This window comes from Streptomyces sp. NBC_01306 (assembly GCF_026340465.1).
Taxonomy (GTDB): domain Bacteria; phylum Actinomycetota; class Actinomycetes; order Streptomycetales; family Streptomycetaceae; genus Streptomyces.
Map to the genome: position 1 here is coordinate 4,396,745 of NZ_JAPEPC010000001.1, position 26,976 is coordinate 4,423,720.

Sequence of the window (26,976 nt, forward strand, 5' to 3'; positions counted from 1 at the left end):
ACTTCGTTACCCTACCTAATCCTTGACGCTTCCTTGACGCTTCGCTTACTTGTGCGATGCCGCTGGGGATACCGCGTCCGTAACGCACAGGCGCTGCGCCTATGGTTGCTCCAGCGCTCCGTCGGACCTACAGACCACCCTGCCCCTCGAAGGACAGCGATGCCCGCCGCCACCACCACAGCCGTCCCTTCCGGCACGAAATCCGGCACGAAATCCCGTAAGAAGAAAGGGCGTCGCGCCAGGCTGATCGTGATCGTCGTGGTGCTGGCGCTCGTTGCGGGCATCGGGTACGGGTCGTACTGGGGCGTGAGCACCGTGCGGGCGTCCCTTCCGCAGACGACCGGTGAGATCAAGGTCCCCGGCCTCTCGGGCAACGTCGACGTCAAGCGGGACAGCTACGGCGTACCGCAGATCTACGCGGACACCGACGCCGACCTCTTCCGCGCGCAGGGCTACGTCCAGGCCCAGGACCGTTTCTACGAGATGGACGTCCGGCGCCACATGACGTCCGGCCGGCTCTCCGAGATGTTCGGATCGAGCCAGGTCAAGACCGACTCCTTCCTGCGCACGCTCGGCTGGCACCGGGTCGCGCAGAAGGAGTACGACACCAAGCTGTCGCCGGAGACGAAGAAGAACCTCCAGGCGTACTCGGCCGGGGTCAACGCGTATCTGAAGGGCAAGGACGGCAAGCAGATCTCCGTCGAGTACGCGGCTCTGAACCTCACCAACGACTACAAGCCCGAAGCGTGGACGCCCGTCGACTCGGTGGCCTGGCTCAAGGCGATGGCCTGGGACCTGCGCGGCAACATGCAGGACGAGATCGACCGTTCGCTGATGACCTCGCGGCTGAGCGCCCAGCAGATCAGTGACCTGTACCCGTCCTACCCGTACAGCCGGAACAAGCCGATCGTGCAGCAGGGCGGCATCGACCCGGTCACCGGGAAGTTCGACCAGGACGCGAACCCGGGCGGCACCGTGGGTGGTTCGGACACCGCGACCGGCGCGGTCCAGGGCATGCAGTCGCAGCTCTCGTCCCTCTCGGACACCCTGGACAAGATCCCGACGCTGCTCGGCCCGAGCGGCAGCGGCATCGGATCCAACTCCTGGGTGGTCTCCGGCGACCTGACGACCACCGGCAAACCGCTGCTGGCCAACGACCCGCACCTGGCGCCGCAACTGCCGTCCCTCTGGTACCAGATGGGCCTGCACTGCCGGACCATCTCCAGCAGCTGCCACTACGACGTCGCGGGCTACACCTTCTCCGGCATGCCGGGCGTGGTCATCGGTCACAACCAGGACATCTCCTGGGGCTTCACCAACCTCGGCGCCGATGTCACCGACCTCTACCTGGAGAAGGTCACCGACAACGGCTATCTGTACGACGGCGAGGAGAAGCCCTTCACGACCCGCAAGGAGACGATCAAGGTCGCCGGCGGGAAGTCGCGGCAGATCGTCGTACGGGAGACGAACAACGGCCCGCTGGTCTCCGACCGGGACACCGAACTGGCGAAGGTCGGCCAGAAGGCACCCGTGACCTCGGCGGCCCCGGACCGCGGCGACGGCTATGCGGTGGCCCTCAAGTGGACCGCGCTCCAGCCGGGCAATTCCATGGACGCGGTCTTCGACCTGGACAAGGCCAAGGACTGGTCCGGCTTCCGGGCCGCCGCCAAGAACTTCGACGTCCCCTCGCAGAACCTGATCTACGCCGACACCAAGGGCAACATCGGCTACCAGGCGCCCGGCTCCATCCCGATCCGCTCCAAGGGCGACGACGGCACGATGCCCGCTCCGGGCTGGGACCCCAAGTACGCCTGGAAGGGCACGATCCCCTTCGATCAGCTGCCCTACGAGTACAACCCGAAGCGCGGCTACATCGTCACCGCCAACCAGGCCGTGATCGACCCGAAGAAGTACCCGTACCTGATCACCGAGGACTGGGGCTACGGCACCCGCAGCCGGCGGATCACCGACCTCATCGAGTCGAAGACCAGGGACGGCGGGAAGATCTCGACCGAGGACATGCAGAAGATGCAGCTGGACAACAGCAGCGAGATCGCCAAGCTGCTGACCCCGATGCTGCTGAAGCTGAACATCAAGGACCCGTACGTCCGCCAGGCGCAGAAGCTCCTCGAAGGCTGGGACTACACCCAGGAGTCGGACTCGGCGGCGGCCGCGTACTTCAACGCCGTCTGGCGCAACATCCTCAAGCTCGCCTTCGGCAACAAGCTGCCCAAGGAGCTGCGGGTCGAGGGCCAGTGCCTCAATGTGCCGCCCGCCGACAGTGCTTCGGGTCCTGCCGACAAACAGGACAAGCTGGTACGGGAGTGCGGCGAGCGCTCGGCCGACTCGGCGCAGCCGGACGGCGGCGACCGCTGGTTCGAGGTCGTGCGCAAGCTGCTCGACAAGCCGGACAGCGACTGGTGGAAGACGCCGAAGACCCGTCTGGACAAGCCCACCCACAACCGTGACGAGCTGCTCGGGCGGGCCATGAAGGACGCCCGCTGGGAGCTGACCGCCAAGCTCGGCAAGGACGTCGACACCTGGAACTGGGGCCGGCTGCACCAGCTGATGCTCACCAACCAGACGCTCGGCACCGACGGCCCCGGCATCCTCAAGTGGCTGCTCAACCGCGGCCCGTTCAACCTGGGCGGCGGCGAGGCGGCGGTCGACGCCACCGGCTGGAACGCGGCCGGCGGGTACGGCGTCGTCTGGGTCCCCTCGATGCGGATGGTCGTGAACCTCAAGGACCTCGACAAGTCGCAGTGGATCAACCTGACCGGGGAGTCGGGGCACGCGTACAGCGCGCACTACACCGACCAGGAAGGCAAGTGGGCCAACGGCGATCTGCTCGACTGGTCGTTCAGCAAGGCCGCCGTGGACAGGAGCACGGTCGACACCCTGGTGCTCAAGCCGTGACGCGGGCGCGCCGGCTGTGACGTGAGGCGCCGGTCGCGCAGGGACAGCTGCGCGCCGGCGCCTGCCGGAGCCTCCGGTTCATGCGCCGAACCGGCGGACTCCTTCCGGGGTCACCACTGCCTGTACGGGGTGGTCGTGCGGTTCCTCCGGGACCCGTGCGACCACCTCGTCGCCGTACAGCAGCACCACCAGGGCGGGGTGCGCGTCCGCCCGTGCGAGCCGGGCGAGGACCCGGTCGTAGCTGCCGCCGCCGCGCCCCAGCCGCATCCCCCGTCCGTCGACGGCCAGCCCTGGCAGCAGAACGGCGTCCGCGTCGAGCACCGCGTCCACGCCGAGCCGTGCGCCGTCCGGCTCACGGAGCCCGCGCCCGGCGGGCACCAGCGAGTCCGCGCCCTCGTACGCGCCCCAGTCGAGGTCGTTGTCGGGCAGCAGCACCGGAAGCAGCACCCGGACCCCGCGGGCGCGCAGCGCGTCCAGGAGCGGGCGGGTGCCCGGCTCGCGGCCGACCGAGACATACGCCGCGACCGTGCGCGCCCGCGCCAGCTCCGGGAGCGCGACGGCGTGCCCGGCGAGAACCGCGGCGGCCGATTGCACGTCCTCAGTGGGCAGGAGGGCTCGCGCGGCCAGGAGTTGCTGCCGCAGGGACGCTTTGTCGAAGTTTGCGGGCACCATGGGAAGTTCGCAATCCTCTCGTAACCTCGGGTATGAGGATCTATTAACCGGAGCATCATCTTCCGCCTCGAAGTCAGCGGATATGGTGCTACGTATGACTCAGTTGCCACCCAGGATCAGCAAGGCTGTCATTCCGGCAGCGGGCCTCGGCACCCGGTTCCTGCCGGCCACCAAGGCCACTCCCAAAGAGATGCTGCCCGTGGTGGACAAACCAGCCATCCAGTACGTCGTCGAGGAGGCCGTCTCGGCCGGTCTCTCCGACGTACTCATGATCACCGGTCGGAACAAGCGTCCGCTGGAGGACCACTTCGACCGCAACTACGAGCTGGAGTCGGCGCTCACCCGCAAGGGCGATGCCGAGAAGCTGGCCAGGGTCCAGGAGTCCAGCGACCTCGCGACCATGCACTACGTACGCCAGGGCGACCCCAGGGGACTGGGCCACGCCGTCCTGTGCGCGGCCCCGCACGTCGGTGACCAGCCCTTCGCGGTCCTCCTCGGCGACGACCTGATCGACCCGCGCGACCCGCTGCTGGCACGCATGGTGGAGATCCAGGAGCGCGAGGGCGGCAGTGTGGTCGCCCTCATGGAGGTCGAGCCGGCCCAGATCCACCTGTACGGCTGCGCGGCCGTCGAGCCGACCGGTGAGTCGGACGTGGTCAAGGTCACCGACCTGGTGGAGAAGCCCGCGGTGGCCGACGCCCCCAGCAACCTCGCGATCATCGGCCGTTACGTCCTGGACCCCGCGGTCTTCGACATACTGCGCAAGACCGAGCCCGGCCGCGGCAACGAGATCCAGCTCACCGACGCCCTCCAGCAGCTCGCCCACGACGAGAAGGCGGGCGGCCCGGTTCACGGTGTCGTCTTCAAGGGCCGCCGCTATGACACCGGCGACCGGGGCGACTATCTGCGTGCCATTGTCAGACTCGCGTGCGAACGTGAGGACCTGGGCCCGGACTTCAAGGCCTGGCTTCGCCGTTATGTCACCGAGGAGATGTAGCACGTGAGCAACACCCCGATCTGGTCGGTGGACGAGCATCTGGACGACATCCTCGCGGCCGTCCGCCCCCTCGAACCGATCGAGCTGCAACTGCCGGACGCGCAGGGCTGCGTCCTCTTCGAGGACGTCACGGTCGAGATCTCGCTGCCGCCCTTCGACAACAGCTCGATGGACGGGTACGCGGTCCGTACGGTCGATGTCGAGGGTGCGAGCGAGGAGTTCCCCGCTGTCCTCACGGTCATCGGGGACGTGGCGGCCGGGATGGCCGAACTGCCCACGGTGGGGCCGGGCGAGGCCGCCCGCATCATGACGGGCGCGCCGCTGCCGCCCGGCGCACAGGCCGTCGTACCGGTCGAGTGGACCGACGGCGGCACCGGCGGGGGAGCGGCCACCACTATGCGGGCCGCGAGCGGCGCACCCGAGGGCGCGAGCGGCGAAGTCCGCGTGTACCGCCAGGCCAGGCCGGGCGAACACGTCCGCGAGTGCGGCAGCGACGTCCGCTCCGGCGACCTCGCGCTCGAAGCGGGCACGGTGCTCGGCCCGCCGCAGATCGGGCTGCTCGCCGCGATCGGCCGGGGCTCCGTGCGGGTACGCCCGCGTCCGCGCGTCGTCGTGATGTCGACCGGCAGCGAGCTGACCCAGCCGGGTGAGGTGCTCGCCGAGGGCCAGATCTACGACTCCAACAGCTTCGCCCTGGCCGCGGCGGCCCGGGACGCGGGCGCCATCTCGTACCGCGTCGGAGCGGTCACCGACGACGCCGACGCGCTGCGCGCCACCATCGAGGACCAGCTGGTCAGGGCCGACCTCCTGGTCACCACCGGTGGCGTCAGCGTCGGCGCGTACGACGTGGTGAAGGAGGCGCTGTCGTCCGTCGGCGACGAGGACGAGCACGGCAGCGGTATCGACTTCCGCAAGCTGGCGATGCAGCCGGGCAAGCCCCAGGGCTTCGGCTCGATCGGCCCCGACCACACCCCGCTGCTCGCCCTCCCCGGCAACCCGGTCTCCAGCTATGTCTCGTTCGAGTTGTTCGTGCGCCCCGCGATCCGCGCCCTGATGGGCATGAAGAACGTCAGCCGTCCGACGGTGCGCGCCACCCTGGAGACCGGCAAGGCGATCAGCTCGCCCGCCGGACGGCGCCAGTTCCTGCGCGGCCGGTACGACGCGGAGAAGGGAACCGTCGCCACCGTCGGGGGTTCCGGCTCGCATCTGATCGCGGCTCTCGCTCACGCCGACTGCCTGCTCGTCATCCCCGAGGAGACCGTCGTGGCCGAGTCCGGCACGGAGCTCGAAGTGGTCCTCCTGGGGTGAGGGCGGCGCCGTGGCGGTACCGTGTCTGACCACACAGGCCAGACCGGGAGCACCACAGCAATGAGTAAGCAGCAAGGGCTCACGCACATCGATGAGGTGGGTGCGGCCCGCATGGTCGACGTCTCGGAGAAGGACGTCACCGCACGCACCGCACGCGCGAGCGGTCGGGTTCTCGTCTCGCCGCGCGTCGTGGAACTGCTCAGGGGCGAGGGAGTCCCCAAGGGAGACGCCCTGGCCACCGCCCGGATCGCGGGCATCATGGGAGCCAAGCGCACCCCCGATCTGATCCCGCTGTGCCACCCGCTCGCGGTCTCCGGGGTGAAGCTCGGCCTGACCGTCGCCGACGACGCGGTCGAGATCCTCGCCACGGTGAAGACCACCGACAGGACCGGCGTCGAGATGGAGGCGCTGACGGCCGTCACGGTCGCCGCGCTCACCGTGATCGACATGGTGAAGGCGGTCGACAAGGGCGCGGTCATCACCGACGTCCGGGTCGAGGAGAAGACGGGCGGCAAGTCCGGCACGTACCGCCGCCCGGACCCGGAGGGGACCGGAGCATGAGTACCCCGACCACCCCGCCCACGGCACGGGCGTACACCGCACTCGTGGTGACAGCGTCGAACCGCGCGTCGGCCGGCGTCTACGCGGACCGGGGCGGCCCGCTCATCGCCGAGGCGCTCACCGGACTCGGCTTCACGGTCGAAGGACCGCAGGTCGTCCCGGACGGAGACCCGGTCGAGCAGGCGCTGCGCGCCGGGGTGGCGGCGGCGTACGACGTCATCGTCACCACCGGCGGTACGGGCATCTCGCCCACCGACCGCACCCCCGACGCGACCCTGCGTGTCGTCGACCGCGAGATCCCGGGCATCGCGGAGGCGATCCGTGCCGAAGGCCTGGCCAAGGTCCCGGCCGCCGCACTCTCACGGGGCGTCGCCGGGCTGGCCGGCACGACCCTCGTCGTCAACCTCCCCGGCTCCACCGGCGGGGTCCGCGACGGACTCGCCGTACTCGGACGGCTGCTGGTGCACGCCGTGGACCAGATCCGGGGCGGCGACCACCCCAGACCCGCCGGGAGCATGAGCTGAACCTCTCACCGTGGCCCGTGGAACTGGCAGAAGGCCCCGTCGCCCTGCGCCCCATAAAACTGCGGGACCAGAAGGTCTGGCGCGAGGTGAACCGGCGCAACCGCGACTGGCTGCGCCCCTGGGAGGCGACCGTTCCGCCGCCCGCACCGGGCGGCCCGGTCGCGCAGCGCCCCACCTACCGGCAGATGGTCCGCCATCTGCGCTCGGAGGCGCACGCCGGGCGGATGCTGCCGTTCGTGATCGAGTACCAGGGGCGGCTCGTCGGGCAGCTGACCGTGGCCGGGATCACCTGGGGCTCGATGTGCTCGGGCCATGTCGGTTACTGGGTCGACCGGGAGGTCGCCGGGCGGGGTGTCATGCCGACCGCGGTGGCGCTCGCCGTCGACCACTGTTTCCGTACCGTCGGGATGCACCGCATGGAGGTCTGCATTCGCCCGGAGAACGAACCGAGCCGGCGGGTCGTGGAGAAACTCGGATTCCGCGAGGAGGGGCTGCGGCCGCGTTATCTGCACATCGACGGGGGCTGGCGTGACCATCTGGTCTTCGCGCTGACCGCCGAAGAAGTCCCTGACGGGCTGCTCAACAGGTGGCGCCGGGCGCGTCCGGGGACGACACCGAAGCGGCCGTGAGTCTGTTCGCAAGCTGCCCGGGAGTGTTCCTGGCAGCTTGTCAGAAGACCCCGTAAATAAAATAAGTGTTCGAAATTGGCGCCCAATCGGGCATCATCCGTAGTGAACACGCCCACATTCGGAGACTGTTGATCCGAACAATCACAAAAAAAGTTCGAGATATCAGCCGGATCGTGCGACACACCGGGCCAATTGGCAGATGGCCCCATGCGGACCCCTCTACGGTGTGAGGGTGAGCAGCAGTGGCCTCATCTACGCAGTCATCGTCGGGGCCTGGGCCGCCTACTTGGTGCCGATGTGGCTCCGCAGGCAGGACGAGCTGAACGAGGCCCGTCCGACGGAACGCTTCAGCACCGCCATCCGGCTGCTGTCCGGACGGGCGGGAATGGAGCGCCGGTACGCCAGGGAGCTTCAGGAGCGCGCAGCCGGTGAGGGCGTTCCCGACGATGCGGTGCCGGACAGTGCGACGGATTCCCCGAGTTCCGTCGACGTCCGGTCTTTCGCCATGTCCTCGGAGGACCCGGACGTGCCCGTGGCCCACCAGGAGCGGCCCGCTCCGAAGGCGCGCCGTGCCGGGCCCGCCGACGGCCCGGCCGCCGAGCGCGCCCGGCGCCTGAAGGTACTCGCGCGCCGCAGACGCACCACCGTGCTGCTCTTCATGGCGTTCACCCTCGGCGCGATCGTCGCCGCGGTCGGCGGTCTGGGGCTCCTCTGGGCGCCCGCCGCGCCCGCCGTGCTGCTGAGCACGTACATCGTGTACCTGCGGACCCAGGAGCGGCGCCGCTTCGCCTTCACGATGGACCGGCGCAGGGCCGAGGCCGCCGCGCAGCGGCTGCGCGAGAACCGCCCCCGCCGCCCCGGCGCGGGCGCGGCCGACCAGCGCGCCGACACCGACGCGCGCCACCCCGAGCCCGAGCCCGCCCCGGCCGTCTCCGCACAGGAGGCCGGCCGCCGCGCCCTGGTCGAGCAGACGGACCACGCGGAGTGGGTCGACCAGCAGCGTGAGCGCGGCCGGGGCCGGGGCGACAGCTGGGAGCCCGTCCCGGTGCCGCTGCCGACGTACGTCACCGCCCCGGTCGCACCCCGCGCGCCGGGCAGTATCGACCTCGGCGCCCCTGACACCTGGAGCTCGGCCCGCTCGTCCAGCGTGCCCGAGCCGGCGTCCGACGAGACCCCGGACCCCGCCCCCGCCGATGACCGGAAGAACCCGGCGGCCCGGCGCCCCCGCGAGCGCGGGCGCACGCCGCTCTTCGACCAGTACGAGGACGAGGACCGGCCGCGCGCGGCCAATGAGTGACCGGCCGGGACCGGCCTCCGTGACCAGCGGGGGAGCGGATTTCCGAGCACCCCGGCCGGGGTGCTAAAGTTTCACTCGTTGCAAGGGCCTGTGGCGCAGTCTGGTAGCGCACCTCGTTCGCATCGAGGGGGTCTGGGGTTCAAATCCCCACAGGTCCACCGCAAGGACCGTCTCCGGGTTCATCCCGGAGCGGTTCATGAAATCCCGGTCAGACGGTTTCCGTCCGGCCGGGATTTCGTCGTTTCCACGGCCCTGCGGTCGCAACGTTACGGCGGCATGAATTCGCCCCGCCGCTGGGGACCCGGTTCGCGACGGTGCGCGCACCTCGCCCGGCCTGGTGAAAAGCCGCTGCTCAGAGGCGATTTCACGGTGCGGCGGCGGTGCTGCCGCAGGCCCCGCGCAGACGCCGCTTCAACCGCTCCCGCGCACCGTCCGGCAGGCGGAGGGCCCTTGACGCGGACGGAAGGGCGCTGGAAATCTCCGGATCATGTTCGCGACGGCCGTTCCCGACGCGTGGCCCGCCCACGCCGCCCGCTCCGCTGTGCGGGCGGCGTGTCCGGACCGCTGTCGCTGTACCGCCGTCTGACCGGACGGCCCGGCCGCGTCGCCCCGTAGGCCCTCAAGGCCGTGGGCCCATCGCCCCGTAGGCCCGTAGTTCCGCAGGCCCCATGGCCCCAGGTGCCGGCTTCGCGGTCCGGCGGCCGCGATTCGCTCCCGACGCCACAGTCCCCGTACGGCTCTCTGCCCTGTGCCGCCCCGGCTCCGCCGCTCGGCCTTCCTATTACTTCCTCTCCAGGATCAATCACCGGATGATCTTGGCTTTCGAAGGGAATCCCGCCATGTCATCGGCAACCACCGCCGCTGCTTCCGCCTCCGCCACCGACAGGCCCGCCACCGAGAAGCCCCGCGCCGGGAAGTCCGGCGCGGATGAGGTCACCGTCCAGAAGCTCGGCGGCCGTATCGGCGCTGTCATCTCCGGGGTGCGCCTCGGAGGCGACCTCGACCCGGTGACCGTCACCGCTGTCCGGGACGCGCTGCTGGCCAACAAGGTCGTCTTCTTCCGTGGCCAGGACCACCTGGACGAGGACAGCCACGAGGCGTTCGGCCGGCTCCTCGGCACCCCGGTCGCACACCCCACCGTCCCGTCCGCCGACGGGCGCTACTCGCTCGGCATCGACTCCGACCACGGCGGCCGGGCCAACCAGTGGCACACCGACGTCACCTTCGTCCCCGCCTACCCGGCCTTCTCGATCCTGCGTGCTGTCGTCATCCCGCCCTACGGCGGCAACACCCTGTGGGCCAGCACCGCGGCGGCCTACGCCGGGCTTCCCGAGCCGCTGCGCGCCCTCGCCGACACGCTGCGCGCGGTCCACTCCAACGACTACGACTATGTGGCCGTGCGCCCCAACGCCCGGCCCGAGGCACTCGCCCAGTACCGGAAGGTGTTCACATCGACGAAGTTCCTCACCGAGCACCCGGTGGTGCGCGTCCACCCCGAGACCGGCGAACGCGTGCTGCTCCTCGGCAACTTCGTGCAGCGCATCAGTGGTCTGACCGGCCGCGACTCCCGCGCCCTCGTCGACCTGTTCCAGTCGCACATCGAGCGTCCGGAGAACACCGTGCGCTGGCAGTGGCAGACCGGTGACGTCGCCATCTGGGACAACCGCGCCACCCAGCACTACGGGGTCGACGACTCCGACGAGCACACGCGCAAGCTCCGCCGCGTCACCATCGACGGGGACGTCCCGGTCGGTGTCGACGGCCGCCCGTCGACCCTCATCAGCCCCGAGGAGGTGCCCGACCCGGCCTTCGGTATCGCATCAGGCGCATCAGGTGTATCAGGCGCATCCGGCACCCGGGTGCCGGAGACGGCCGGCGCATGAGCGGCTCCGCCGGGCGACCCCGCAGGTGATCGGGGGCGAAGGGGCGGGGGGTACGGGCTCGCGTCACTGCCCGAGCCCGTACTCCACAGCCGGCCGACGTCCGAGGCGCAGTCGCCCACGATTCGGCCTTCGCCCAGTGGATCCAGCCGTACGTTCTCTCCGGTGAACTCGCCCCGCTCCCAACGGCGTTGATAGAGTCGCTCGCTCTCGGCCCGGTCGTCGGTGTCGCCCGCCGCCGGCTCGCGGTACCGACGACGTCGATCTCGGCGAGGCCGCCCGGATCCTTCCGGAGCGGTATCTGGCTGTCGCCGGCCCCGTGACACGGGCCCCCGGCAGTCCCGGACCCCTGATACGTGCCCTCCACCGGGAGAGCCACGAGGAGAGCGCGCTGTGCGCCGCACCATCGCCACCCAGCCCTTCGATGTGGAAGCGCTGCTGCCGGAGTTGGCCGGGCTCGCCCGGGGGACCACGCTGCTGTATCCGAGGCGCGGTGAACCGGGCGTCCACGACAGCTCCGTCGGCGGTCCCCTGCTCTGGCCGGCCGCCGAGCCGTGGCCGCGCTGTGCGGATCCCGGGCACTGGAAGCCGCTGCGCACCCCGACCGAGGTCGTCGGGCCCGACCCCGTGGCGATGGTGCCGGTCGTGCAGCTGTACGCACGCGACGTGCCCGAACTGCCCTTTCCCGAGGGCCGGGACCTGCTCCAGGTGACGTGGTGCGCACTGATCCACGACGACGGGCCCGCGACCGTACGGCCGAAGCTGTACTGGCGCAGCGAGCGGGAGACCGTCACGGGCGGGGTGCTCGCAGACCGGCCGCTGCCGTACGAGTGCGACGAGGAGTTCACGCCCCGTCCCTGCACGGTGAGTCCGACGCGCGTGGTCGAGTACCCGAACTCCGACCTGCCGGCGGCTCTCGCGGCCGAACTTGGCGGACGGTTCGACCAGATCGAGGAGGAACTCGGCTGCTCGTACTACGACGTGGCCACCGTCCTGCAGACGAAGGTCGCCGGATACCCGTGCTGGACCCGGCGGCCCGCCTGGCCCCGGTGTTCCTGCGGCCGGCGGATGGAGCACCTGCTCAGCATCACGGCATCGGAACCGGCGGGCGGGCGCTGGCTGCCGCTCGACGAGCACCGGCCCGGCAGCCGCGAGCCGTTCCTGCGGTCGGACGCCGACCCGGCCGTCGTGGACGACATCGGGCACCACATGGTGATGGGGGGCCTCGGCGGTGTGTACCTCTTCGTCTGTACGGCCTGCCCCGGGATGCCGTACGCCCACCGCTACGACTGCTGACGGGGCGCGCCGCCGGGCGGCCCCGACTACCGTGGGGGCCCAGTGAGCCCAGCGATTCGAACATCCGAGGAGCGTTCCGTGACCGCCGGCAGTGACAGACCCCTGAGTGACACGCCCCTGACCGACAGGCCTCTGGTCGACACCAGCAGACCCCACCCGGCGCGCGTCTACGACTGGCTCCTGGGCGGCAAGGACAACTACCCGGTCGATCAGCAGGTCGGCGAGAAGCTGCCGCCGGAGGCGCGCGCCAACGCGGCGCGGAACCGGGCCTTCATGCACCGTGCGGCGGCCTGGCTGGCGGGGAACGGCGTGGACCAGTTCCTCGACGTCGGTACGGGCATCCCGACCGCGCCCAACCTGCACCAGGTGGTCCAGACGATCACGCCCACCGCCCGGGTCGTCTACGCGGACAACGACCCGATCGTGCTGCGCCACGCGGAGGCCCTGCTGATCAGCAGCCCGGAGGGTGCCACCGACTACATCCACGCCGATGTGCGCGAGCCGGAGCTGATTCTCGACCGCGCCCGTGAACTGCTGGACTTCGAGCGGCCGGTCGCCCTGTCGCTCATCGCGCTGATGCACTTCCTGCCCGACGACCAGGATCCGTACGGCATCACCCGCACCCTGGTGGACGCGCTGCCGTCCGGCAGCTGTCTGGCCCTCTCGCACGGTACGGCGGACCAGCATCCGGAGCTGGAGGACGAGACCAGGACGGCGTACCGCAAGGGCGCCATCTCGCTGCGGATGCGCACCCGGGAGGAGGTCGAGCCGTTCTTCGACGGGCTCGATCTCGTCGCGCCGGGGCTGGTGACCGCGACCGAGTGGTACCAGGACGGGCCCGCGCCGGAGAAGGAGCGGAGCGGGTTCTACGTGGGGGTCGCCCGGAAGCGCTGAGCTACCGGCGGCGGCGCTGTGCGGGGGCGCGGGTCACCCGGCGGGCGGGGTGAGCGGCTTCGCGAAGCAGCGGCTGGTCTCGTACTCCCGGTAGTGGCCGAACTTCGAGCAGGGCGCGTAGCCGCTCGATGTGTACAGCGCTATCGCCTCGGGCTGCCGGTTGCCGGTCTCCAGCACCATGCGGGTCCGGCCCGCCGCACGGGCGCTCTCCTCCAGGGCGGCGAGGATCCGGCGGGCCAGACCCAGCCCGCGCGCCTCGCGGACCACGTACATCCGCTTCAGCTCGGCGTCTCCCGCCGAGTACCCCTGATCCCCGGCCTCGTCCTGGTTCCGCCAGCCGCCGGTGGCCACCGGACTGTCGTTCTCGTCGTACGCCAGGAGGTAGAGCCCGGCGGGCGGGTCGAACATCGTGGCGTCGAGCGGGGTGATGTCGCCGTCGTCGCCGTAGCGCTCGACGTATTCGAGCTGGACCTGGTCGTTGAGCTTGACCGCGTCGGGGTGGTCGTAACGGACCGGTCGTATATTCATGCATTGCATAGTACATCTATGCGGCAATCGGAGTCGGGGACCGGAGGCCAGGGGTCAGGGACCGGAGGCCGGTAAAGTGCCCTGATGCTCACTGTGACAACCGTAAACGTGAACGGGCTGCGCGCCGCCGCCAAGAAGGGCTTCGTGGAGTGGCTGGCGGGGACCGACGCCGATGTGATCTGCCTCCAGGAGGTACGGGCCGAGCCCCAGCAGCTGACCGATGAGGTCCGCGAGCCGGAGGGCTGGTTCACCGTGCACGCCCCGGCGGCCGCCAAGGGGCGCGCGGGTGTCTCGCTGTACTCCCGGCGTGAGCCGGAGCGGGTGCAGATCGGATTCGGCAGCGCGGAGTTCGACGGCAGCGGGCGGTACGCCGAGATCGACCTCCCCGGTGTGACGGTCGCAAGCCTGTATCTGCCGTCGGGCGAGGTCGGCACGGAGCGGCAGGACGAGAAGCTGCGGTTCATGGCGGAGTTCCTGCCGTACCTCCAGGGGCTCAGGAAGCGGGCGGCGGCCGACGGCCGGGAGGTCGTGGTCTGCGGCGACTGGAACATCGCCCACCAGGAGGCCGACCTCAAGAACTGGAAGGGCAACAAGAAGAACTCCGGCTTCCTGCCCGAGGAGCGGGAGTGGCTGACGAGTGTCTTCGCCGGGGACGGCGCGGCCTACGTCGACGTGGTGCGCGGGCTGCACCCGGATGTGGAGGGCCCCTACTCGTGGTGGTCCTACCGGGGACGGGCCTTCGACAATGACTCCGGCTGGCGCATCGACTATCAGGTGGCGACCCCGGGGCTGGCCGCGAAGGCGGTCAAGGCGTGGGTCGAGCGGGCCGCCACGCACGACGAGCGGTGGAGCGACCACGCGCCGGTGACGGCGGTGTACGAGCTGTAGGGCGCGGCGGCGACGGCCCCGCCCGGCTGCCGACGGAACGGCAGACGGGACGGGGCCGGGCCCGGGCCGGGCCCCCTCGGCCCGACGGGGCGGGGCTCAGTCCTGGTGGACGACGTTCGTACCGGGGCCGCCCGAGAGTGTGTCCTTGCCGGGGCCGCCGTACAGCTCGTCGTTGCCGCTGTTGCCGTACAGGGTGTCGTCCCCGCTTTCGCCGTACAGGATGTCGTCACCCTTGCCGCCGTACAGGAAGTCGTTCCCCGTACCGCCGTAGAGCCGGTCGTTGCCGTCGTCGCCGGAGAGGTTCTGGTCGCCCGCGCCGCCGTGGATCACGTCGTCGCCTGCGCCGCCGGTCACGGAGCTCCCGTCGCCGTCCGCGTAGATCGTGTCGTCGTCCGCGCCGCCCTGCACGACGGCCCCGCCGCCCGCGGCGTGCACCGTGTCGGCGCCGTCGCCGCCGAGTGCCACCGCGTCGGTGCCCACCGTGAGGTCGTCGTCGCCCGTGCCGCCGATGACCGAGTTGCCGTCGACGTCACCGGTGTCGGTCACTCTGTCCGCGCCTGCGCCGAGGTCGACCGAGGCGAAGTTGTAGGTCTGGCTGGTGGCGTTGTCGTAGGTGAGGACATCGTTGCCGTCACCGAGTTCGATCCGCAGGCTCGCGTACGGGTCCTGGCTGTCCACCGTGCTGACCGTGCAGCGGACCTTCGTCCGGTCCGCGCTGTCCGGGTACGCGCATCCGGCCCCGGCGTCGATCGGGACGGTGTCGTCGATGACGTAGGCGATATCAGCGGAGCCGTCGGCCTTCGACGCGGTGACGGCCGCCTGGTTGGTCTGGCCCGCTGCGGCGGTGTAGCGGATGGTCCGCCCGGTGTCGTCGAGTCCGGCGCTCGCCGCCGGGGTGGCGGCGCCGGCCGGGCCGGTGAGGAGGAGGGGAGCGGTGAGGCCGGCGCCGATGGCCAGCGTCAGGGCCGATACGGCGCGTACCGTCCGGCGGCGGGTGAGGCGGGTGAGGTGGCTGGGTCGGGTGGGCTGGGTGAACTGAGCGGGCTGGGTGAACTGAGCGGGCTGGGTGGGCACTTCGTGGCCTCCGTGCGCGGTGGGTGGTTCTGGCGTCCCACAGGTGACGGGTTGGGCTGCCCGGTGGTTGCCCTGCGCGGAGGAGGCCCGTTCGGCCGCGCGTATGCCATCTGGCCTGCGGTGATGGGGAGTTGGATCGCGGCCGTACAGCTGGTCGTCGGACACTCGTCGACGAGAGTTCATGCCGGGTAACGGCGGCTACTCCGCCTCCGGGTCGCTCTTCTCCGCCCGTATCCGCCGGTCCACCGACATCGAGAGCTCCGCCTCCACCACGTCCTTCGCCAGTGGCCGCACCCGTTCCATCGCGCTCGCGAAGTCCTCGTCCTTCAGATGGGTGTGGACCAGGGTGGAGAAGAGCTCCGTGAGGGCTTCGGTGTGCTTGCGGACCTCGTGGCCCGCCGCCAGGACCGAGGCCAGCGGGACGCCCTGGCGTACCAGGGCCGCCGATACGTCCAGCAGGCGGCGGCTGATGTGGATGATGTCGTCGCCGTCCGTGGCGAGATAACCGAGGTCCAGGGCGGATGCCAGGTTCTCCGCCGTGACCTCGCCCTCGAAGTAGTCCGCGAGCTGCTCCGGAGTGAGCCGGACCGGCTCCTCCTCCGTCCAGGCCGGCGGCTCGGTGGCGGCCAGGCCCAGCAACTGGCCGACGTCCCGGCCGCTCTCGAAGGCGGTGGCGAGATCCGCGATGCCGCTGAGTGTGTGGCCGCGCTCCAGCAGGGCCGAGATCGTGCGCAGCCGGGCCAGGTGGTGCTCGTCGTACCAGGCGATGCGGCCCTCGCGGCGCGGTGGCGGGATCAGCTTGCGTTCGCGGTAGAAGCGCAGGGTGCGCACGGTGATCCCGGCCGCTTCGGCCAGCTCCTCCATGCGGTACTCGCGCCCCGTTCTTTCCTCTGCCACGGCGGAAGCCTATGCGGTACCGGCGCGAACTTTCCTGGGCCTGCCCCCTACCCATGAGTACGAAGCTGCTCTACTCTCCAACAGTGCCAGTGATTACTGGCAGAGTCAGGGCACTGCGGGAGGCGGCAGCATGGCCGAACACGAGCACGTACGAGTGGCGGTGATCGGATCCGGATTCGGTGGCCTGGGGGCAGCCGTCCGGCTGCGCCGCGAGGGGATAACCGACTTCGTCGTCCTGGAGCGGGCCGGTTCGGTCGGCGGGACCTGGCGCGACAACAGCTATCCGGGGTGCGCCTGCGACGTGCCGTCCCACCTCTACTCGTTCTCCTTCGCCCCCAACCCCGACTGGCCGCGCACGTTCTCCGGCCAGCCGCACATCCGGGCCTATCTGGAGAACGTCGCCGACACCTTCGGGCTGCGGCCGCACATCCGCCTCGACCACGAGGTGCGGAAGATGCGCTGGGACTCCGGCGAGCTGCGCTGGGAGATCGAGACCGCGCAGGGGACGCTCACCGCCGACGTGGTCGTCTCGGCGACGGGGCCGCTCTCCGACCCGAAGCTGCCCGATGTCCCGGGACTCGACTCGTTCGAGGGCAAGGTCTTCCACTCCGCGCAGTGGGACCACGGCTACGACCTGCGCGGCAAGCGCGTCGCGATGATCGGGACCGGGGCGTCCGCGATCCAGATCGTGCCCGCGATCCAGCCCGAGGCCGGGCGGCTCACCCTCTTCCAGCGCACCCCGCCGTGGGTCATGCCCCGGATGGACCGCGCCATAAGCGGTGCCGAGCGGTGGCTGCACGGGAAGGTGCCCTTCACCGCCGCCGCCCGCAGGCGGCTGTTGTGGAGCATACGAGAGCTCCAGGTCAGCGCCTTCACCAAGCGCCCCAACGAGCTCGGTCTGATCGAGTCGATAGGCAGGGCCAACATCGGCCGGTCGATCAAGGGCCCGGCGCTGCGGGCCAAGTTGACGCCCTCGTACCGGATCGGGTGCAAGCGCATCCTGCTCTCCAGCTCGTACTACCCGGCGCTCGCGCAGCCCAATGTGGACGTCGTGGCGTCCGGGCTCCAGGAGATCAGGGGAAATACGCTGGTGGCGTCCGACGGAACCGAGACCGAGGCGGATGTGATCATCTTCGGGACCGGTTTCCATGTGACGGACATGCCGATCGCGGACCGGGTGGTGGGCGCCGACGGTGCCACGCTCGCGGAGTCGTGGAAGGACGGGATGCAGTCGCTGCGCGGTGCGACTGCGGCCGGGTTCCCCAACTGGATGACGATCATCGGCCCGAACACCGGTCTCGGGAACTCCTCGATGATCCTGATGATCGAGTCCCAGCTGAGCTATCTCGCGGACTACATGCGGCAGTTGAACATCCTGGGCGGACGCGTCGCGCTCGATCCCCGGCCGGCTGCGGTGGACGCGTGGAACGTGCGCGTCCAGGAGCGGATGAAGCGGACCGTCTGGAACACCGGCGGCTGCACCAGCTGGTACCTCGACGCCAACGGGCGCAACACCACGATCTGGCCGGGGACGACCGCCGAGTTCCGCAAGGCCACGCGCGGGGTGGACCTCGGCGAGTACGCGGTCGTACGGGCCGGGGCCGACCGGCCGCTGGTACGCCAGCGAACCGGCGACCACGACCGCGTCACCGAGCGCGAGCGCGGGACTGCCGATGAGCAGGGCCGCGCCGCCGGCCAGGGGCGAACCGGTGACCAGGGCCGCGCCGCCGACCGGGAGTCGGTGTGAGCGGCGTCGGAGCGCGGGAACTGATCGCCGTCTCCGCGGACGGCGCGCGGATCCATGTCGAGGTGTACGGGCCCGACGGCGCCCCCGCCGTGGTGCTCTCGCACGGCTGGACCTGCTCGACCCGGTTCTGGGACGCCCAGATCAGCGAGCTCGCGGGGGATCACCGGGTAGTGGTGTACGACCAGCGCGGGCACGGGCGTACGCCCGGCGCGGACCTGCGCGGCTACACCACGGACCTCCTGGCCGACGACCTGGAGGCGGTGCTCGCCGCCACTCTCGCCCCGGGTGAACGGGCGGTGCTCGGCGGCCACTCCATGGGCGGGATGACCATGATGGCGGCCTCGGGGCGGCCCCGGTTCCGGGAGCACGCGGCGGCGGTGCTGCTGTGCAGTACGGGCAGCTCGCGGCTGATCGCCGAGTCGACAGTGGTGCCGCTGCGGGCCGGACGGCTGCGGACCCGGCTGACGGGCGCGGTGCTCGGGGCGCGCGCCCCGTTCGGGCCGGTCACGCCCGTATCGAAGCGGATCCTCAAGTACGTGACGATGGGCCCCGGTTCGGCCCCGGACCGGGTGGCCGCCTGCGCGCGCATCGTGCACGCCTGCCCCCGGGCCGCGCGGGTGGCCTGGTCGCATGTGCTCGCCGGGCTCGATCTGGACGCGGGCGTACGGGAGTTGGCCGTACCCACCGCAGTGGTCGCCGGGACGGCGGACCGGCTCACTCCGGTGGTGCACGCACGGGCGCTGGCCGCCGCGCTGCCGCACTGCACCGGACTCACCGAGCTGGTGGGCGTCGGGCACATGACACCGGTGGAAGCCCCCGAAGCGGTCGGCGCGTTGCTGCGCGAACTGGCCGCCGCACATGTACCGGTGGACCTGGCCACCGGCAGGCGAACGGACAAGGAGGAGGCCGTATGAGCAGGAACAGCCTGGAGGGCCAGGTCGCGGTCGTCACGGGAGCCGCGCGCGGGGTCGGCGAGCTGCTGGCCCGCAAGCTCTCGGCGCGCGGCGCGAAGGTGGCGCTGGTCGGCCTGGAGCCGGACGAACTGAAGGCGGTCTCCGGGCGGCTGCACACCGAGAGCGCGCACTGGTACGCCGACGTCACCGACCACGAGGCGATGGCGGCTGTCGCGCGGGAGGTCAAGGCGCACTTCGGCAAGGTCGACATCGTCGTGGCCAACGCCGGGGTGGCGTCCGGCGGGCCCTTCGTGGACTCGGACCCCGAGGCGTGGCGGCGGGTCATCGAGGTCAATCTGGTGGGCGGGGCGGTGACCGCGCGGGCGTTCCTGCCGGTGCTGATGGAGAGCCGCGGGTACTTCTTGCAGATCGCGTCGCTGGCCGCGATCACGCCCGCGCCGATGATGTCGGCGTACTGCGCGTCCAAGTCGGGTGTCGAGGCCTTCGCGCACTGCCTGCGGGCCGAGGTCGGCTACAAGGGTGTGCGGGTGGGGGTCGGCTATCTGTCCTGGACGGACACGGACATGGTGCGCGGGGCCGACGAGGACGACGTGATGCGGGAGTTGCGCCAGCGGCTGCCGTGGCCGAGCAACCGCACCTATCCGCTGGGCCCGGCCGTCGACCGGATCGTGGCCGGGGTCGAGCGGCGGTCCTCGCACGTGTACGCGCAGTGGTGGCTGCGCGGGATGCAGTCCGTACGCGGGTATCTGCCGGCGCTGATCGGCACGGTCGGCCAGCGCGAGATGCGGCGCTTCGAGCCCCGGCTCGCCGGGGTCGGCAGGGGCCTTGTGGGCGCCGGCGGGGTGGCGGACGAGAAGGCGCGCACGGAGCGTAACTGATCGAAATGCGGCGAATGTTCCCTCGTGTAAGTCTGGTCGAGGCCTGGAGGGCACAGCTCTCCATCCCCTCACACTTCACTTGGGAGTGAACCTCATGGGTATGAAGGACCAGTTCAAGGACAAGGCGCAGCAGCTCGCCGACCAGGGCAAGCAGTCGAAGGGCGGTGCGCAGGACGAGGCTTCGGAGCGGATGGCCCGGCCTGAGGACGAGGCCCGTGCGGGCGAGCGCGGCGGGAGCATGGGGGACCGGGCGCGGGAGCGGGGTCAGGACGCGGCGGACCAGGTCCGGGACCAGTTCGACTCCTGAACGCCTGGTCCGTGAGAGGGCGCGTCTCCCTTCCGGGGGGCGCGCCTTTCGCGTGGCGGTGCGGGTGCGGGTGCGTGTGCGGGCACCGTGTGCACGGGGGCGCTGCCCCCGGACCCCCGGTCCTCAAGCGCCGGACGGGCTTGGATTTTGCCCACCTTCGGTGTGATCGGCATGGTGCCGACGGCGATGAGCGCGTCCCCGCAGGCGCCCTACCGTGGCGGCAGTTGCGGGCGCCTCTTGTCCGGGACCTCCGTGTAGCCCGGTGGTTCCGCCGCCGGCCTGGCCGCCAGTAGGTCGAGCGCTGTCCAGACCGCGTCGTCCAGTTGGCCGTGGCGGCCCTCCGCCCAGTTCAGCGGGGTGCGCAGGGCCTCGATGTCCGGGTCCACGCCGTGGTTCTCGACCGACCAGCCGTATGTGTCGAACCAGGCCGCGTTCATCGGGACCGTGATCACCGTGCCGTCGCCGAGGCGGTGCCGGCCGGTCATGCCGACCACGCCGCCCCAGGTGCGCTGGCCGACCACCGGGCCCATTCCGAGCAGCCGGAACGCCGCTGTGATCATGTCGCCGTCGGACGAGGTGGCCTCGTCGGCGAGGGCGACCACCGGGCCCCGGGGCGCGTTCGACGCGTACGAGACGGGCTGGGCGTCGCGGGTGAGGTCCCAGCCGAGGATCGTACGGGTGAGCTTCTCGACCACCAGCTCGCTGATGTGACCGCCCGCGTTGCCCCGTACGTCCACGATCAGCGCGGGGCGGGACACCTCCAGGCGCAGATCGCGGTTGAACTGGGCCCAGCCCGAACCGCCCATGTCGGGGATGTGCAGATAGCCGCACCGGCCGTCGCTCAACTCCCGTACGACAGAACGCCGTTTGGCCACCCAGTCCTGGTAGCGCAGCGGGCGCTCGTCGACCAGCGGGACCACCGCGACCCGGCGGGAGCCGCCCTCCCGGCCGGCCGGGTTGAACGTCAGCTCGACCGTGGTGCCGCCCGCCGCCGCGAGCAGCGGGTACGGGCCGGTGAGCGGGTCCACCGGGCGGCCGTCGACATGGGTCAGTACGGCACCCTCGCGGATGCCCGTACCGGCGAGCGGGGAGCGCGCCTTGGAGTCCGACGAGTCGCCGGGCAGGATGCGCTTGACCACCCAGGCGCCGTCCCGGCACACCAGGTTCGCGCCCAGCAGGCCCATCACCCGCTGGTAGTGCGGCGGTCCCTCATTGCGGCGGGCGGCGGTGACGTACGCGTGCGAGGTGCCCAGCTCGCCCAGGACCTCGCGGAGCAGATCGGCGAACTCGTCGGGGGACGCGACCCGTTCGACCAGCGGGCGGTACTGCGCGAGGATCGCCGACCAGTCGATGCCGCACATGCGCGGCTCCCAGAAGTAGGCGCGGATGATGCGCCCCGCTTCGTCGAACGCCCCGCGCCACTCCGACGGCGGGTCGACGTCGTGCAGGATGCGGCGCGGGTCGAGATAGGCCGTGGTGTCGTTGTCGCCGGGCTCGGTGGCGGGGACCGCGCGCAGCTCGCCCAGGTCCATGACCACCAGCCTGCTGCCGTCGCCGCTGACCGCGAACCAGTCCAGGTGGTCGACCAGTTCGGCCTTGCGGGCCCTGGCGATGGCGAAGTGTTCGAGTGTGGGGCGGCCCGAGGTGTCGGCCGGGTTGACGAAGGTCTCGCCGAGCGCGCCCGAGATGGGCCAGCGCAGCCAGACGAGGCCGCCGCCGCTGACCGGGCAGAGCGAGGAGTACTTCGACGCGGGCACCGGGAACGGCGTGACCCGGCTCTCCAGCCCCTCGATCTCGACCAGCACCTTGCTGCCGTCCGCGCTGTCCCCCGGATCGTCCGCCGGGTCGAGACCGCCCGCCGCGGGGCGCCCTTCGGGGGAGAGCGCGAAGGGCGAGGGTGTCGTGGAGGTGAGCGGTACGAGGTAGGGGCGGCAGCCCAGCGGGAACGACAGGTCGCCGGTGTGGACGTCGTACACCGGGTCGAAACCGCGCCAGGACAGGAACGCCAGATAGCGGCCGTCGCTGGTGAAGACCGGGTTCTCGTCCTCGAAGCGGCCGTTGGTGACGTCGACGACGGTGGGCGACATCGGCCCGGCGATCTTCGCCATCTTGATCTGCCGCAGCGAGCGGCCGACCCCGGGGTGCGACCAGGTCAGCCAGGTGCCGTCGGGGGAGAAGGCCAGATCGCGCACCGGGCCGTTGAGGGAACGGATCAGCTCCGTGACCGCACCGGCCGGCCGCTGGTCCCCGGGCTGCTTCGCGGTCTCCTCCGGCGCTTCCCCGCCCGCTGTTTCACCGTCCGGGGCGGTACCCAGGACTTCCTCCGGTACGTCGTCGGCGACCGTGAGGAGCAGCAGCCGCCCGTCGTGCGAGGCGATGGCCAGCTGCTCGCCTTCGGGGTCCGAGACCATCTCCTGGACGCGGCCCAGCTCGCCGGCGGCGAACCGCCGGGGCGGCAGGTCGCCGCTGGCGCGTGGCATGTACGCGATCTCGACCGCGTCCTCGCCCTCCGCGTCCGTGACGTACGCGATCCGTCCCGCGCTGCCGAGCATTTCGGGGAGGCGGACCCGTACCCCCGGGGTGTCCGTGATGGTGCGGGCCGGGCCGTCGCGGTGGGTGAGCCAGTACAGGCTGCCGCGCACGACGACCGCGCTCGCCCGGCCCGTCTCGTCCACGGACAGGCCGTCGACGTTGGTGGACGCCGGGACCTGGTAGGCGCGCCGCCCGGTGCGCGGGCTGCCGATGCGGACCTCCAGCTTGCGCGGCACCGCGCCGGGCGACAGGTCGTCGGCCAGCCAGATGTCGCCCGCGCACTGGTAGACCACTCGGTGGCCGTCGGTGGACGCGTTCCTCGCGTACCAGCTGTCGTGGTCGGTGTGGCGGCGCAGATCCGTGCCGTCCGGCAGACAGGAGTAGAGGTTGCCGATGCCCTCGTGGTCGGAGAGGAAGGCGACCCGGCCGTCGACCAGCATCGGGCAGGCCAGATGCCCCTCGATCCCGGCGAGCAGCCGCTCGCCGTGCAGCCAGAGGCGGCCGGTGGCGCCGCCCCGGTAGCGCTTCCAGGCGGCCGGTTCGTGCGGCGGCGTGCCGGTGAGCAGGAGCGTGCGGCGCTCGCCGGCCACGTCACCGATCGCGATGTCATGGACCGGGCCCCAGGGCAGCTTGGCTCCCGGTGAGCCATCGGTGGCCACCGTGTAGGCCCAGCTGAAGTGCGAGAACGGCTGGTTGTGCGAGGCCACGGCCAGGATGTCGCCCTCCGGCGTCCAGCCGCGTACCCGGGTGTCGAGCGAGCCCCAGTACGTCAGCCGCCGGGACGGGCCGCCGTCCACGGGGGCCAGATGGATCTCCGGGTCGAGGCTGCGCCAGGACGTGTACGCGATGTGCCCGCCGTCGGGGGAGAACCGCGGCTGGCCCACCCGGGTCCGGTCGGCGGTGATCCGCCAGGCGCGCTCGGGGCGCCCGGCGCCGCCGTCGATGGGCGCGACCCAGAGGTCGTCCTCGGTCACGAAGCACAGCAGATCGCCCTGGAGGTTCGGGAAGCGGAGGTACGCGGCGTCTCCCGCATCGGCTTGGCTCACCCCTCAATGCTTTCCGCGCTGAGGAGGCCCGGCAACTCGTGGCGCCGCCCCTCCGGCCACCGGCACCTCCCGTGCGGCGGGTGGCACGTGTCATGCCGCCTCTCGTGCCGCCTCCTGTGCCGCTTCTCATCCCGCTTCTTATGCCGGTCCGACAAGCGTGATCGAGTCCACAAGCGAAACGTTGTCGTTTCGCTCGGGCCCGGCGTACCGTCGTGGTGTACGAAACCGTTTCGCTCGGGAAGGCCGGGGATGGCAAGCAGACTGACGCCGGAGCGCGAGAGTGAGCTGTACGCGGCCACCCTCGATCTGCTGCGTGAGGTCGGCTACGAAGCCCTGACCATGGACGCCGTCGCCGCCCGTACGCGGTCCAGCAAGGCCACCCTCTACCGCCAGTGGGGGAGCAAGCCGAAACTGGTCGTCAGGGCGTTGCGGCACAACAAGCCTGTCCGTATCGACCAGGTCGACACCGGTTCCCTGCGCGGGGACTTCCAGGTCATGGTGGCCCGCGAGGACGACTGCGAGATGGAGCGGAACTCCGCCCTGATGCGGGGTCTGATGCATGCCGTGCATGAGAACCCGGATCTCTTCCAGGCCCTGCGCGAGCTGCTGATCGAACCCGAGGTGACCGGGCTCAACCGCATGTTGTACCGCGCGGTGCAGCGTGGCGAGATCAGCGCGGGCAACCCCGCGCTGCATTTTGTCCCGCACATGATGGTCGGCGCCTTCGTCGCCCGTCAGCTACTGGAGGAGCAGCCTGTCGACCAGGCATTCCTCTCCCGTTATCTGGACGCCGTGGTACTCCCCGCTCTCGGCGCCCAGCCACCGATCACGGTCACCCCGTGATCCGTATCAACGACCGGTGTTCACCATGACCACCATCTGAGCCATCGCCTGACACACCTGAACATCTCTCCACCTGACACGCCGCTCTCGTCGTCGGGCTGGTTCCTTACGCCCTTTTCCACCCGACCTGACCGGGAGACGCCCTCGTGGCCACGTACCTCTACAAGCTCGGACGGTTCGCCTTCCGGCGCCGCCGTTATGTCGCCCTGGTGTGGGTGGCGCTGCTGGCGCTCGCCGGCTTCGGCGCCTCCTCAGCGGCCACCGCGACCGCAAGCTCCTTCTCGATACCCGGCACGGAGGCCCAGAAGGCCTTCGACCTGCTGGGGCAGCGGTTCCCCGGGCAGAGCGCCGACGGCGCCACCGCCCGGGTCGTCTTCAAGGCCCCGTCCGGCGAGAAGATGACATCCGCGGCGAACAAGGCCGAGGTCAAGAAGGTCGAGGGGGAGCTGAGCTCCGGCTCGCACCAGATCTCTTCGGTGACGGACCCCTACCAGGCGAAGGCCGTCTCCAAGGACGGCAGCACCGTCTACGTCCAGGTGTCCTACAAGGTCAGCTCGATGGAGCTGACCGACCAGGCCAAGGACTCGCTCCAGAACACCGTGGACAAGGCGCAGCACAACGGGTACACGGTGGAGGTCGGCGGTGACGCGCTCCAGGCCATGCCGGAGACCGGCCCCGGCGAGATCATCGGTGTCGTGCTCGCCGCGATCGTGCTCATCGTGACGTTCGGCTCGCTGATCGCCGCCGGGCTCCCGCTGCTGACCGCCCTCATCGGCGTCGGCATCGGTGTCTCGACGATCACGGCGCTGGCCAATGTGCTGGACCTGGGCAACACCACATCGACGCTGGCGATGATGATCGGCCTCGCGGTCGGTATCGACTACGCGCTGTTCATCGTCTCCCGCTTCCGCGCGGAACTCGCCGAGGGCAGGGAACCCCAGGAGGCCGCGGGCCGGGCGGTCGGAACGGCCGGTTCGGCGGTGGTCTTCGCCGGGCTCACCGTGGTCATCGCCCTGGTCGGCCTGGCCGTCGTGAACATCCCGATGCTCTCCAAGATGGGCTTCGCCGCGGCCGGTACGGTCGTGATCGCCGTCCTCATCGCGCTCACCCTCATCCCCGCGCTGCTCGGCTTCGCCGGAAAGCGCGTGGTGGGACGCAAGGCCCGCAAGAACCCGCCGGTGCCGGGCGCCGAGGTCAAGGCCAACGGCGGCACCCGCTGGGCGCGCGTCGTGCTGCGCCGCCCCGTTCTGGTGCTGCTCGTCGGTGTGATCGGCCTGGGCGCCATCGCCATCCCGGCCGCCTCACTGCAGATGGGCCTGCCCGACGACGGGGCGCAGCCCACCAACACCACCCAGCGCCGTGCGTACGACCTGCTCTCCGACGGCTTCGGCCCCGGGTTCAACGGTCCGCTGACGACGGTCGTCGACGTCAAGGGCGTCAGCGGCGGTACGGCAGCGGTCGACGAGGTGCACCGGAAGATCGCCAAGCTCGACGGCGTGGTCTCGGTGGCGAAGCCGTTCTACAACAAGGCGCACGACACCGCGACGATCAGCGTCATCCCCAAGGACCGGCCCTCGTCGGTCAAGACCGAGGACCTGGTCCACTCCATCCGTGACGCGGGTGCGCAGGTCAAGTCCGAGACCGGCGCCACGGTGCTGGTCACCGGCGCGACCGCGATGAACATCGACTTCTCGCAGAAGATGAACGACGCGCTGGTCCCGTATCTGGCGCTCGTCGTCGGGCTCGCGTTCCTGCTCCTGATGGTGGTCTTCCGCTCGGTGCTGGTGCCGCTCAAGGCGGCGCTCGGCTTCCTGCTCTCGGTGGTCGCCGCCCTGGGCGCAGTCGTCGCGGTCTTCCAGTGGGGCTGGCTCGGCTCGCTCTTCGGGGTCCAGCAGACCGGCCCGATCATGTCGATGATGCCGATCTTCATGGTGGGTGTGGTCTTCGGTCTCGCGATGGACTACGAGGTCTTCCTGGTCACCCGGATGCGGGAGGCGTACGTGCACGGGGAGAGCCCCGGGCAGGCCGTCGTCACCGGCTTCAAGCACGGGGCGCGCGTGGTCACCGCAGCCGCCGTCATCATGATCGCGGTCTTCTCCGGCTTCATCGGAGCCAGTGACTCGATGATCAAGATGATCGGCTTCGGCCTTGCCATCGCGGTCTTCTTCGACGCCTTCGTCGTACGGATGGCCATCGTGCCCGCCGTCCTGGCGCTGCTCGGCAGGCGGGCGTGGTGGCTGCCGCGCTGGCTGGACCGGGCACTGCCGAATGTGGACGTCGAGGGCGAGGGCCTGAACAAGCACATCGAGGAGCGGACACAGCGGGAGCTGATCGACGCATAGGTCTTC

22 protein-coding genes, 1 tRNA gene and 1 pseudogene are annotated in these 26,976 nt (G+C 70.7%); 19 read left to right on the forward strand and 5 right to left on the reverse strand.

What is annotated here, in order from left to right:
- Positions 1-159 precede the first annotated feature (159 nt).
- Positions 160-2,916, forward strand: a complete 2,757-nt coding sequence (locus OG385_RS19445; protein ID WP_266856038.1) for a penicillin acylase family protein — start codon at positions 160-162, stop codon at positions 2,914-2,916.
- A 78-nt stretch (positions 2,917-2,994) separates the two neighbouring features.
- Here OG385_RS19445 and OG385_RS19450 read toward each other — a convergent pair whose 3' ends face one another.
- Positions 2,995-3,588 carry a 5-formyltetrahydrofolate cyclo-ligase gene (locus OG385_RS19450; protein WP_266856040.1) on the reverse strand — a complete coding sequence of 198 codons (594 nt, stop codon included), beginning with the start codon at positions 3,586-3,588 and terminating at the stop codon, positions 2,995-2,997.
- 94 nt (positions 3,589-3,682) lie between these two features.
- On the opposite strand from OG385_RS19450, the gene galU reads away from it, so the two are divergent.
- The 11 genes and pseudogenes from galU to OG385_RS19505 all read left to right on the forward strand — a co-directional run bounded on the left by galU (position 3,683) and on the right by OG385_RS19505 (position 12,974).
- On the forward strand, positions 3,683-4,585 hold the full coding sequence (gene galU / locus OG385_RS19455) for a UTP--glucose-1-phosphate uridylyltransferase GalU (protein WP_266856041.1): 903 nt from the start codon (positions 3,683-3,685) through the stop codon (positions 4,583-4,585).
- 3 nt (positions 4,586-4,588) lie between these two features.
- Positions 4,589-5,893 carry a gephyrin-like molybdotransferase Glp gene (gene glp / locus OG385_RS19460; RefSeq protein ID WP_266856043.1) on the forward strand — a complete coding sequence of 435 codons (1,305 nt, stop codon included), beginning with the start codon at positions 4,589-4,591 and terminating at the stop codon, positions 5,891-5,893.
- Positions 5,894-5,953: 60 nt separating this feature from the next.
- On the forward strand, positions 5,954-6,454 hold the full coding sequence (gene moaC / locus OG385_RS19465; RefSeq protein ID WP_266856045.1) for a cyclic pyranopterin monophosphate synthase MoaC: 501 nt from the start codon (positions 5,954-5,956) through the stop codon (positions 6,452-6,454).
- On the forward strand, positions 6,451-6,978 hold the full coding sequence (locus OG385_RS19470; RefSeq protein ID WP_266856047.1) for a molybdenum cofactor biosynthesis protein B: 528 nt from the start codon (positions 6,451-6,453) through the stop codon (positions 6,976-6,978). Before moaC ends, OG385_RS19470 begins: the two co-directional genes overlap by 4 nt.
- Positions 6,979-6,995: 17 nt before the next feature.
- Complete coding sequence (locus OG385_RS19475; protein WP_266856049.1) at positions 6,996-7,607, forward strand: GNAT family N-acetyltransferase; 612 nt, start codon at positions 6,996-6,998, stop codon at positions 7,605-7,607.
- 232 nt (positions 7,608-7,839) lie between these two features.
- Entirely contained in the window at positions 7,840-8,904 is a 1,065-nt protein-coding gene (locus OG385_RS19480) for a hypothetical protein (RefSeq protein ID WP_266856051.1), read from the forward strand.
- Positions 8,905-8,988: 84 nt separating this feature from the next.
- Positions 8,989-9,062: transfer RNA gene (locus OG385_RS19485), tRNA-Ala, on the forward strand.
- Between the two features lie 681 nt (positions 9,063-9,743).
- Positions 9,744-10,787, forward strand: coding sequence for a TauD/TfdA family dioxygenase (locus tag OG385_RS19490; RefSeq protein WP_266856053.1), 1,044 nt, complete (start codon positions 9,744-9,746; stop codon positions 10,785-10,787).
- 131 nt (positions 10,788-10,918) lie between these two features.
- A pseudogene (locus OG385_RS19495) lies at positions 10,919-11,082 on the forward strand (TetR/AcrR family transcriptional regulator); the annotation flags it as partial.
- 95 nt (positions 11,083-11,177) lie between these two features.
- A complete protein-coding gene (locus OG385_RS19500) occupies positions 11,178-12,080 on the forward strand; it encodes a hypothetical protein (RefSeq protein WP_266856055.1) in 903 nt (300 codons plus the stop codon).
- 132 nt (positions 12,081-12,212) lie between these two features.
- Positions 12,213-12,974, forward strand: a complete 762-nt coding sequence (locus OG385_RS19505; protein ID WP_266861005.1) for an SAM-dependent methyltransferase — start codon at positions 12,213-12,215, stop codon at positions 12,972-12,974.
- A 33-nt stretch (positions 12,975-13,007) separates the two neighbouring features.
- On the opposite strand, the gene OG385_RS19510 is transcribed toward OG385_RS19505, so the two are convergent.
- Positions 13,008-13,502, reverse strand: a complete 495-nt coding sequence (locus OG385_RS19510; RefSeq protein ID WP_266856057.1) for a GNAT family N-acetyltransferase — start codon at positions 13,500-13,502, stop codon at positions 13,008-13,010.
- An 84-nt stretch (positions 13,503-13,586) separates the two neighbouring features.
- Between OG385_RS19510 and OG385_RS19515 the strand changes: the two genes are divergently transcribed.
- Complete coding sequence (locus OG385_RS19515; protein WP_266856059.1) at positions 13,587-14,390, forward strand: exodeoxyribonuclease III; 804 nt, start codon at positions 13,587-13,589, stop codon at positions 14,388-14,390.
- 96 nt (positions 14,391-14,486) lie between these two features.
- Here the strand turns inward: OG385_RS19515 and OG385_RS19520 are convergent, their stop codons facing one another.
- Both OG385_RS19520 and OG385_RS19525 read right to left on the reverse strand, forming a co-directional pair.
- On the reverse strand, positions 14,487-15,464 hold the full coding sequence (locus OG385_RS19520; RefSeq protein ID WP_266856061.1) for a calcium-binding protein: 978 nt from the start codon (positions 15,462-15,464) through the stop codon (positions 14,487-14,489).
- A 198-nt stretch (positions 15,465-15,662) separates the two neighbouring features.
- The gene (locus OG385_RS19525) at positions 15,663-16,328 is read right to left on the reverse strand and encodes a MerR family transcriptional regulator (RefSeq protein WP_266861006.1); all 666 of its coding nucleotides are present in this window, start codon (positions 16,326-16,328) and stop codon (positions 15,663-15,665) included.
- Positions 16,329-16,491: 163 nt separating this feature from the next.
- Here OG385_RS19525 and OG385_RS19530 point away from each other — a divergent pair, with 163 nt between their 5' ends.
- The 4 genes from OG385_RS19530 to OG385_RS19545 all read left to right on the forward strand — a co-directional run bounded on the left by OG385_RS19530 (position 16,492) and on the right by OG385_RS19545 (position 20,207).
- Positions 16,492-18,108: an NAD(P)/FAD-dependent oxidoreductase gene (locus OG385_RS19530; RefSeq protein ID WP_266856063.1), complete on the forward strand. Its 1,617-nt coding sequence runs from the start codon at positions 16,492-16,494 to the stop codon at positions 18,106-18,108.
- The gene (locus OG385_RS19535; protein ID WP_266856065.1) at positions 18,105-19,022 is read left to right on the forward strand and encodes an alpha/beta fold hydrolase; all 918 of its coding nucleotides are present in this window, start codon (positions 18,105-18,107) and stop codon (positions 19,020-19,022) included. The genes OG385_RS19530 and OG385_RS19535 overlap by 4 nt, the downstream gene beginning before the upstream one ends.
- The gene (locus OG385_RS19540) at positions 19,019-19,900 is read left to right on the forward strand and encodes an SDR family oxidoreductase (protein WP_266856067.1); all 882 of its coding nucleotides are present in this window, start codon (positions 19,019-19,021) and stop codon (positions 19,898-19,900) included. The genes OG385_RS19535 and OG385_RS19540 overlap by 4 nt, the downstream gene beginning before the upstream one ends.
- Positions 19,901-19,994: 94 nt before the next feature.
- Positions 19,995-20,207: a hypothetical protein gene (locus OG385_RS19545; RefSeq protein WP_266856069.1), complete on the forward strand. Its 213-nt coding sequence runs from the start codon at positions 19,995-19,997 to the stop codon at positions 20,205-20,207.
- Between the two features lie 209 nt (positions 20,208-20,416).
- Here the strand turns inward: OG385_RS19545 and OG385_RS19550 are convergent, their stop codons facing one another.
- Complete coding sequence (locus OG385_RS19550; RefSeq protein WP_266856071.1) at positions 20,417-23,785, reverse strand: S41 family peptidase; 3,369 nt, start codon at positions 23,783-23,785, stop codon at positions 20,417-20,419.
- 249 nt (positions 23,786-24,034) lie between these two features.
- Between OG385_RS19550 and OG385_RS19555 the strand changes: the two genes are divergently transcribed.
- Together OG385_RS19555 and OG385_RS19560 are read left to right on the forward strand one after the other, a co-directional pair.
- Entirely contained in the window at positions 24,035-24,628 is a 594-nt protein-coding gene (locus OG385_RS19555; RefSeq protein WP_266856073.1) for a TetR/AcrR family transcriptional regulator, read from the forward strand.
- A gap of 146 nt (positions 24,629-24,774) precedes the next feature.
- The gene (locus OG385_RS19560; RefSeq protein ID WP_266856075.1) at positions 24,775-26,970 is read left to right on the forward strand and encodes an MMPL family transporter; all 2,196 of its coding nucleotides are present in this window, start codon (positions 24,775-24,777) and stop codon (positions 26,968-26,970) included.
- Positions 26,971-26,976: the final 6 nt, after the last annotated feature.

Bases quoted from the DNA above. Each gene is read 5' to 3' on its own strand.
- OG385_RS19515 (WP_266856059.1), top strand. From the start codon at position 13,587: ATGCTCACTGTGACAACCGTAAACGTGAACGGGCTGCGCGCCGCCGCC.
- OG385_RS19530 (WP_266856063.1), top strand. From the start codon at position 16,492: ATGGCCGAACACGAGCACGTACGAGTGGCGGTGATCGGATCCGGATTC.
- OG385_RS19555 (WP_266856073.1), top strand. From the start codon at position 24,035: ATGGCAAGCAGACTGACGCCGGAGCGCGAGAGTGAGCTGTACGCGGCC.
- galU (WP_266856041.1), top strand. From the start codon at position 3,683: ATGACTCAGTTGCCACCCAGGATCAGCAAGGCTGTCATTCCGGCAGCG.
- OG385_RS19540 (WP_266856067.1), top strand. From the start codon at position 19,019: ATGAGCAGGAACAGCCTGGAGGGCCAGGTCGCGGTCGTCACGGGAGCC.
- OG385_RS19490 (WP_266856053.1), top strand. From the start codon at position 9,744: ATGTCATCGGCAACCACCGCCGCTGCTTCCGCCTCCGCCACCGACAGG.
- OG385_RS19525 (WP_266861006.1), bottom strand. From the start codon at position 16,328: ATGGAGGAGCTGGCCGAAGCGGCCGGGATCACCGTGCGCACCCTGCGC.
- OG385_RS19470 (WP_266856047.1), top strand. From the start codon at position 6,451: ATGAGTACCCCGACCACCCCGCCCACGGCACGGGCGTACACCGCACTC.
- OG385_RS19510 (WP_266856057.1), bottom strand. From the start codon at position 13,502: ATGAATATACGACCGGTCCGTTACGACCACCCCGACGCGGTCAAGCTC.
- OG385_RS19445 (WP_266856038.1), top strand. From the start codon at position 160: ATGCCCGCCGCCACCACCACAGCCGTCCCTTCCGGCACGAAATCCGGC.
- OG385_RS19450 (WP_266856040.1), bottom strand. From the start codon at position 3,588: ATGGTGCCCGCAAACTTCGACAAAGCGTCCCTGCGGCAGCAACTCCTG.
- OG385_RS19545 (WP_266856069.1), top strand. From the start codon at position 19,995: ATGGGTATGAAGGACCAGTTCAAGGACAAGGCGCAGCAGCTCGCCGAC.
- moaC (WP_266856045.1), top strand. From the start codon at position 5,954: ATGAGTAAGCAGCAAGGGCTCACGCACATCGATGAGGTGGGTGCGGCC.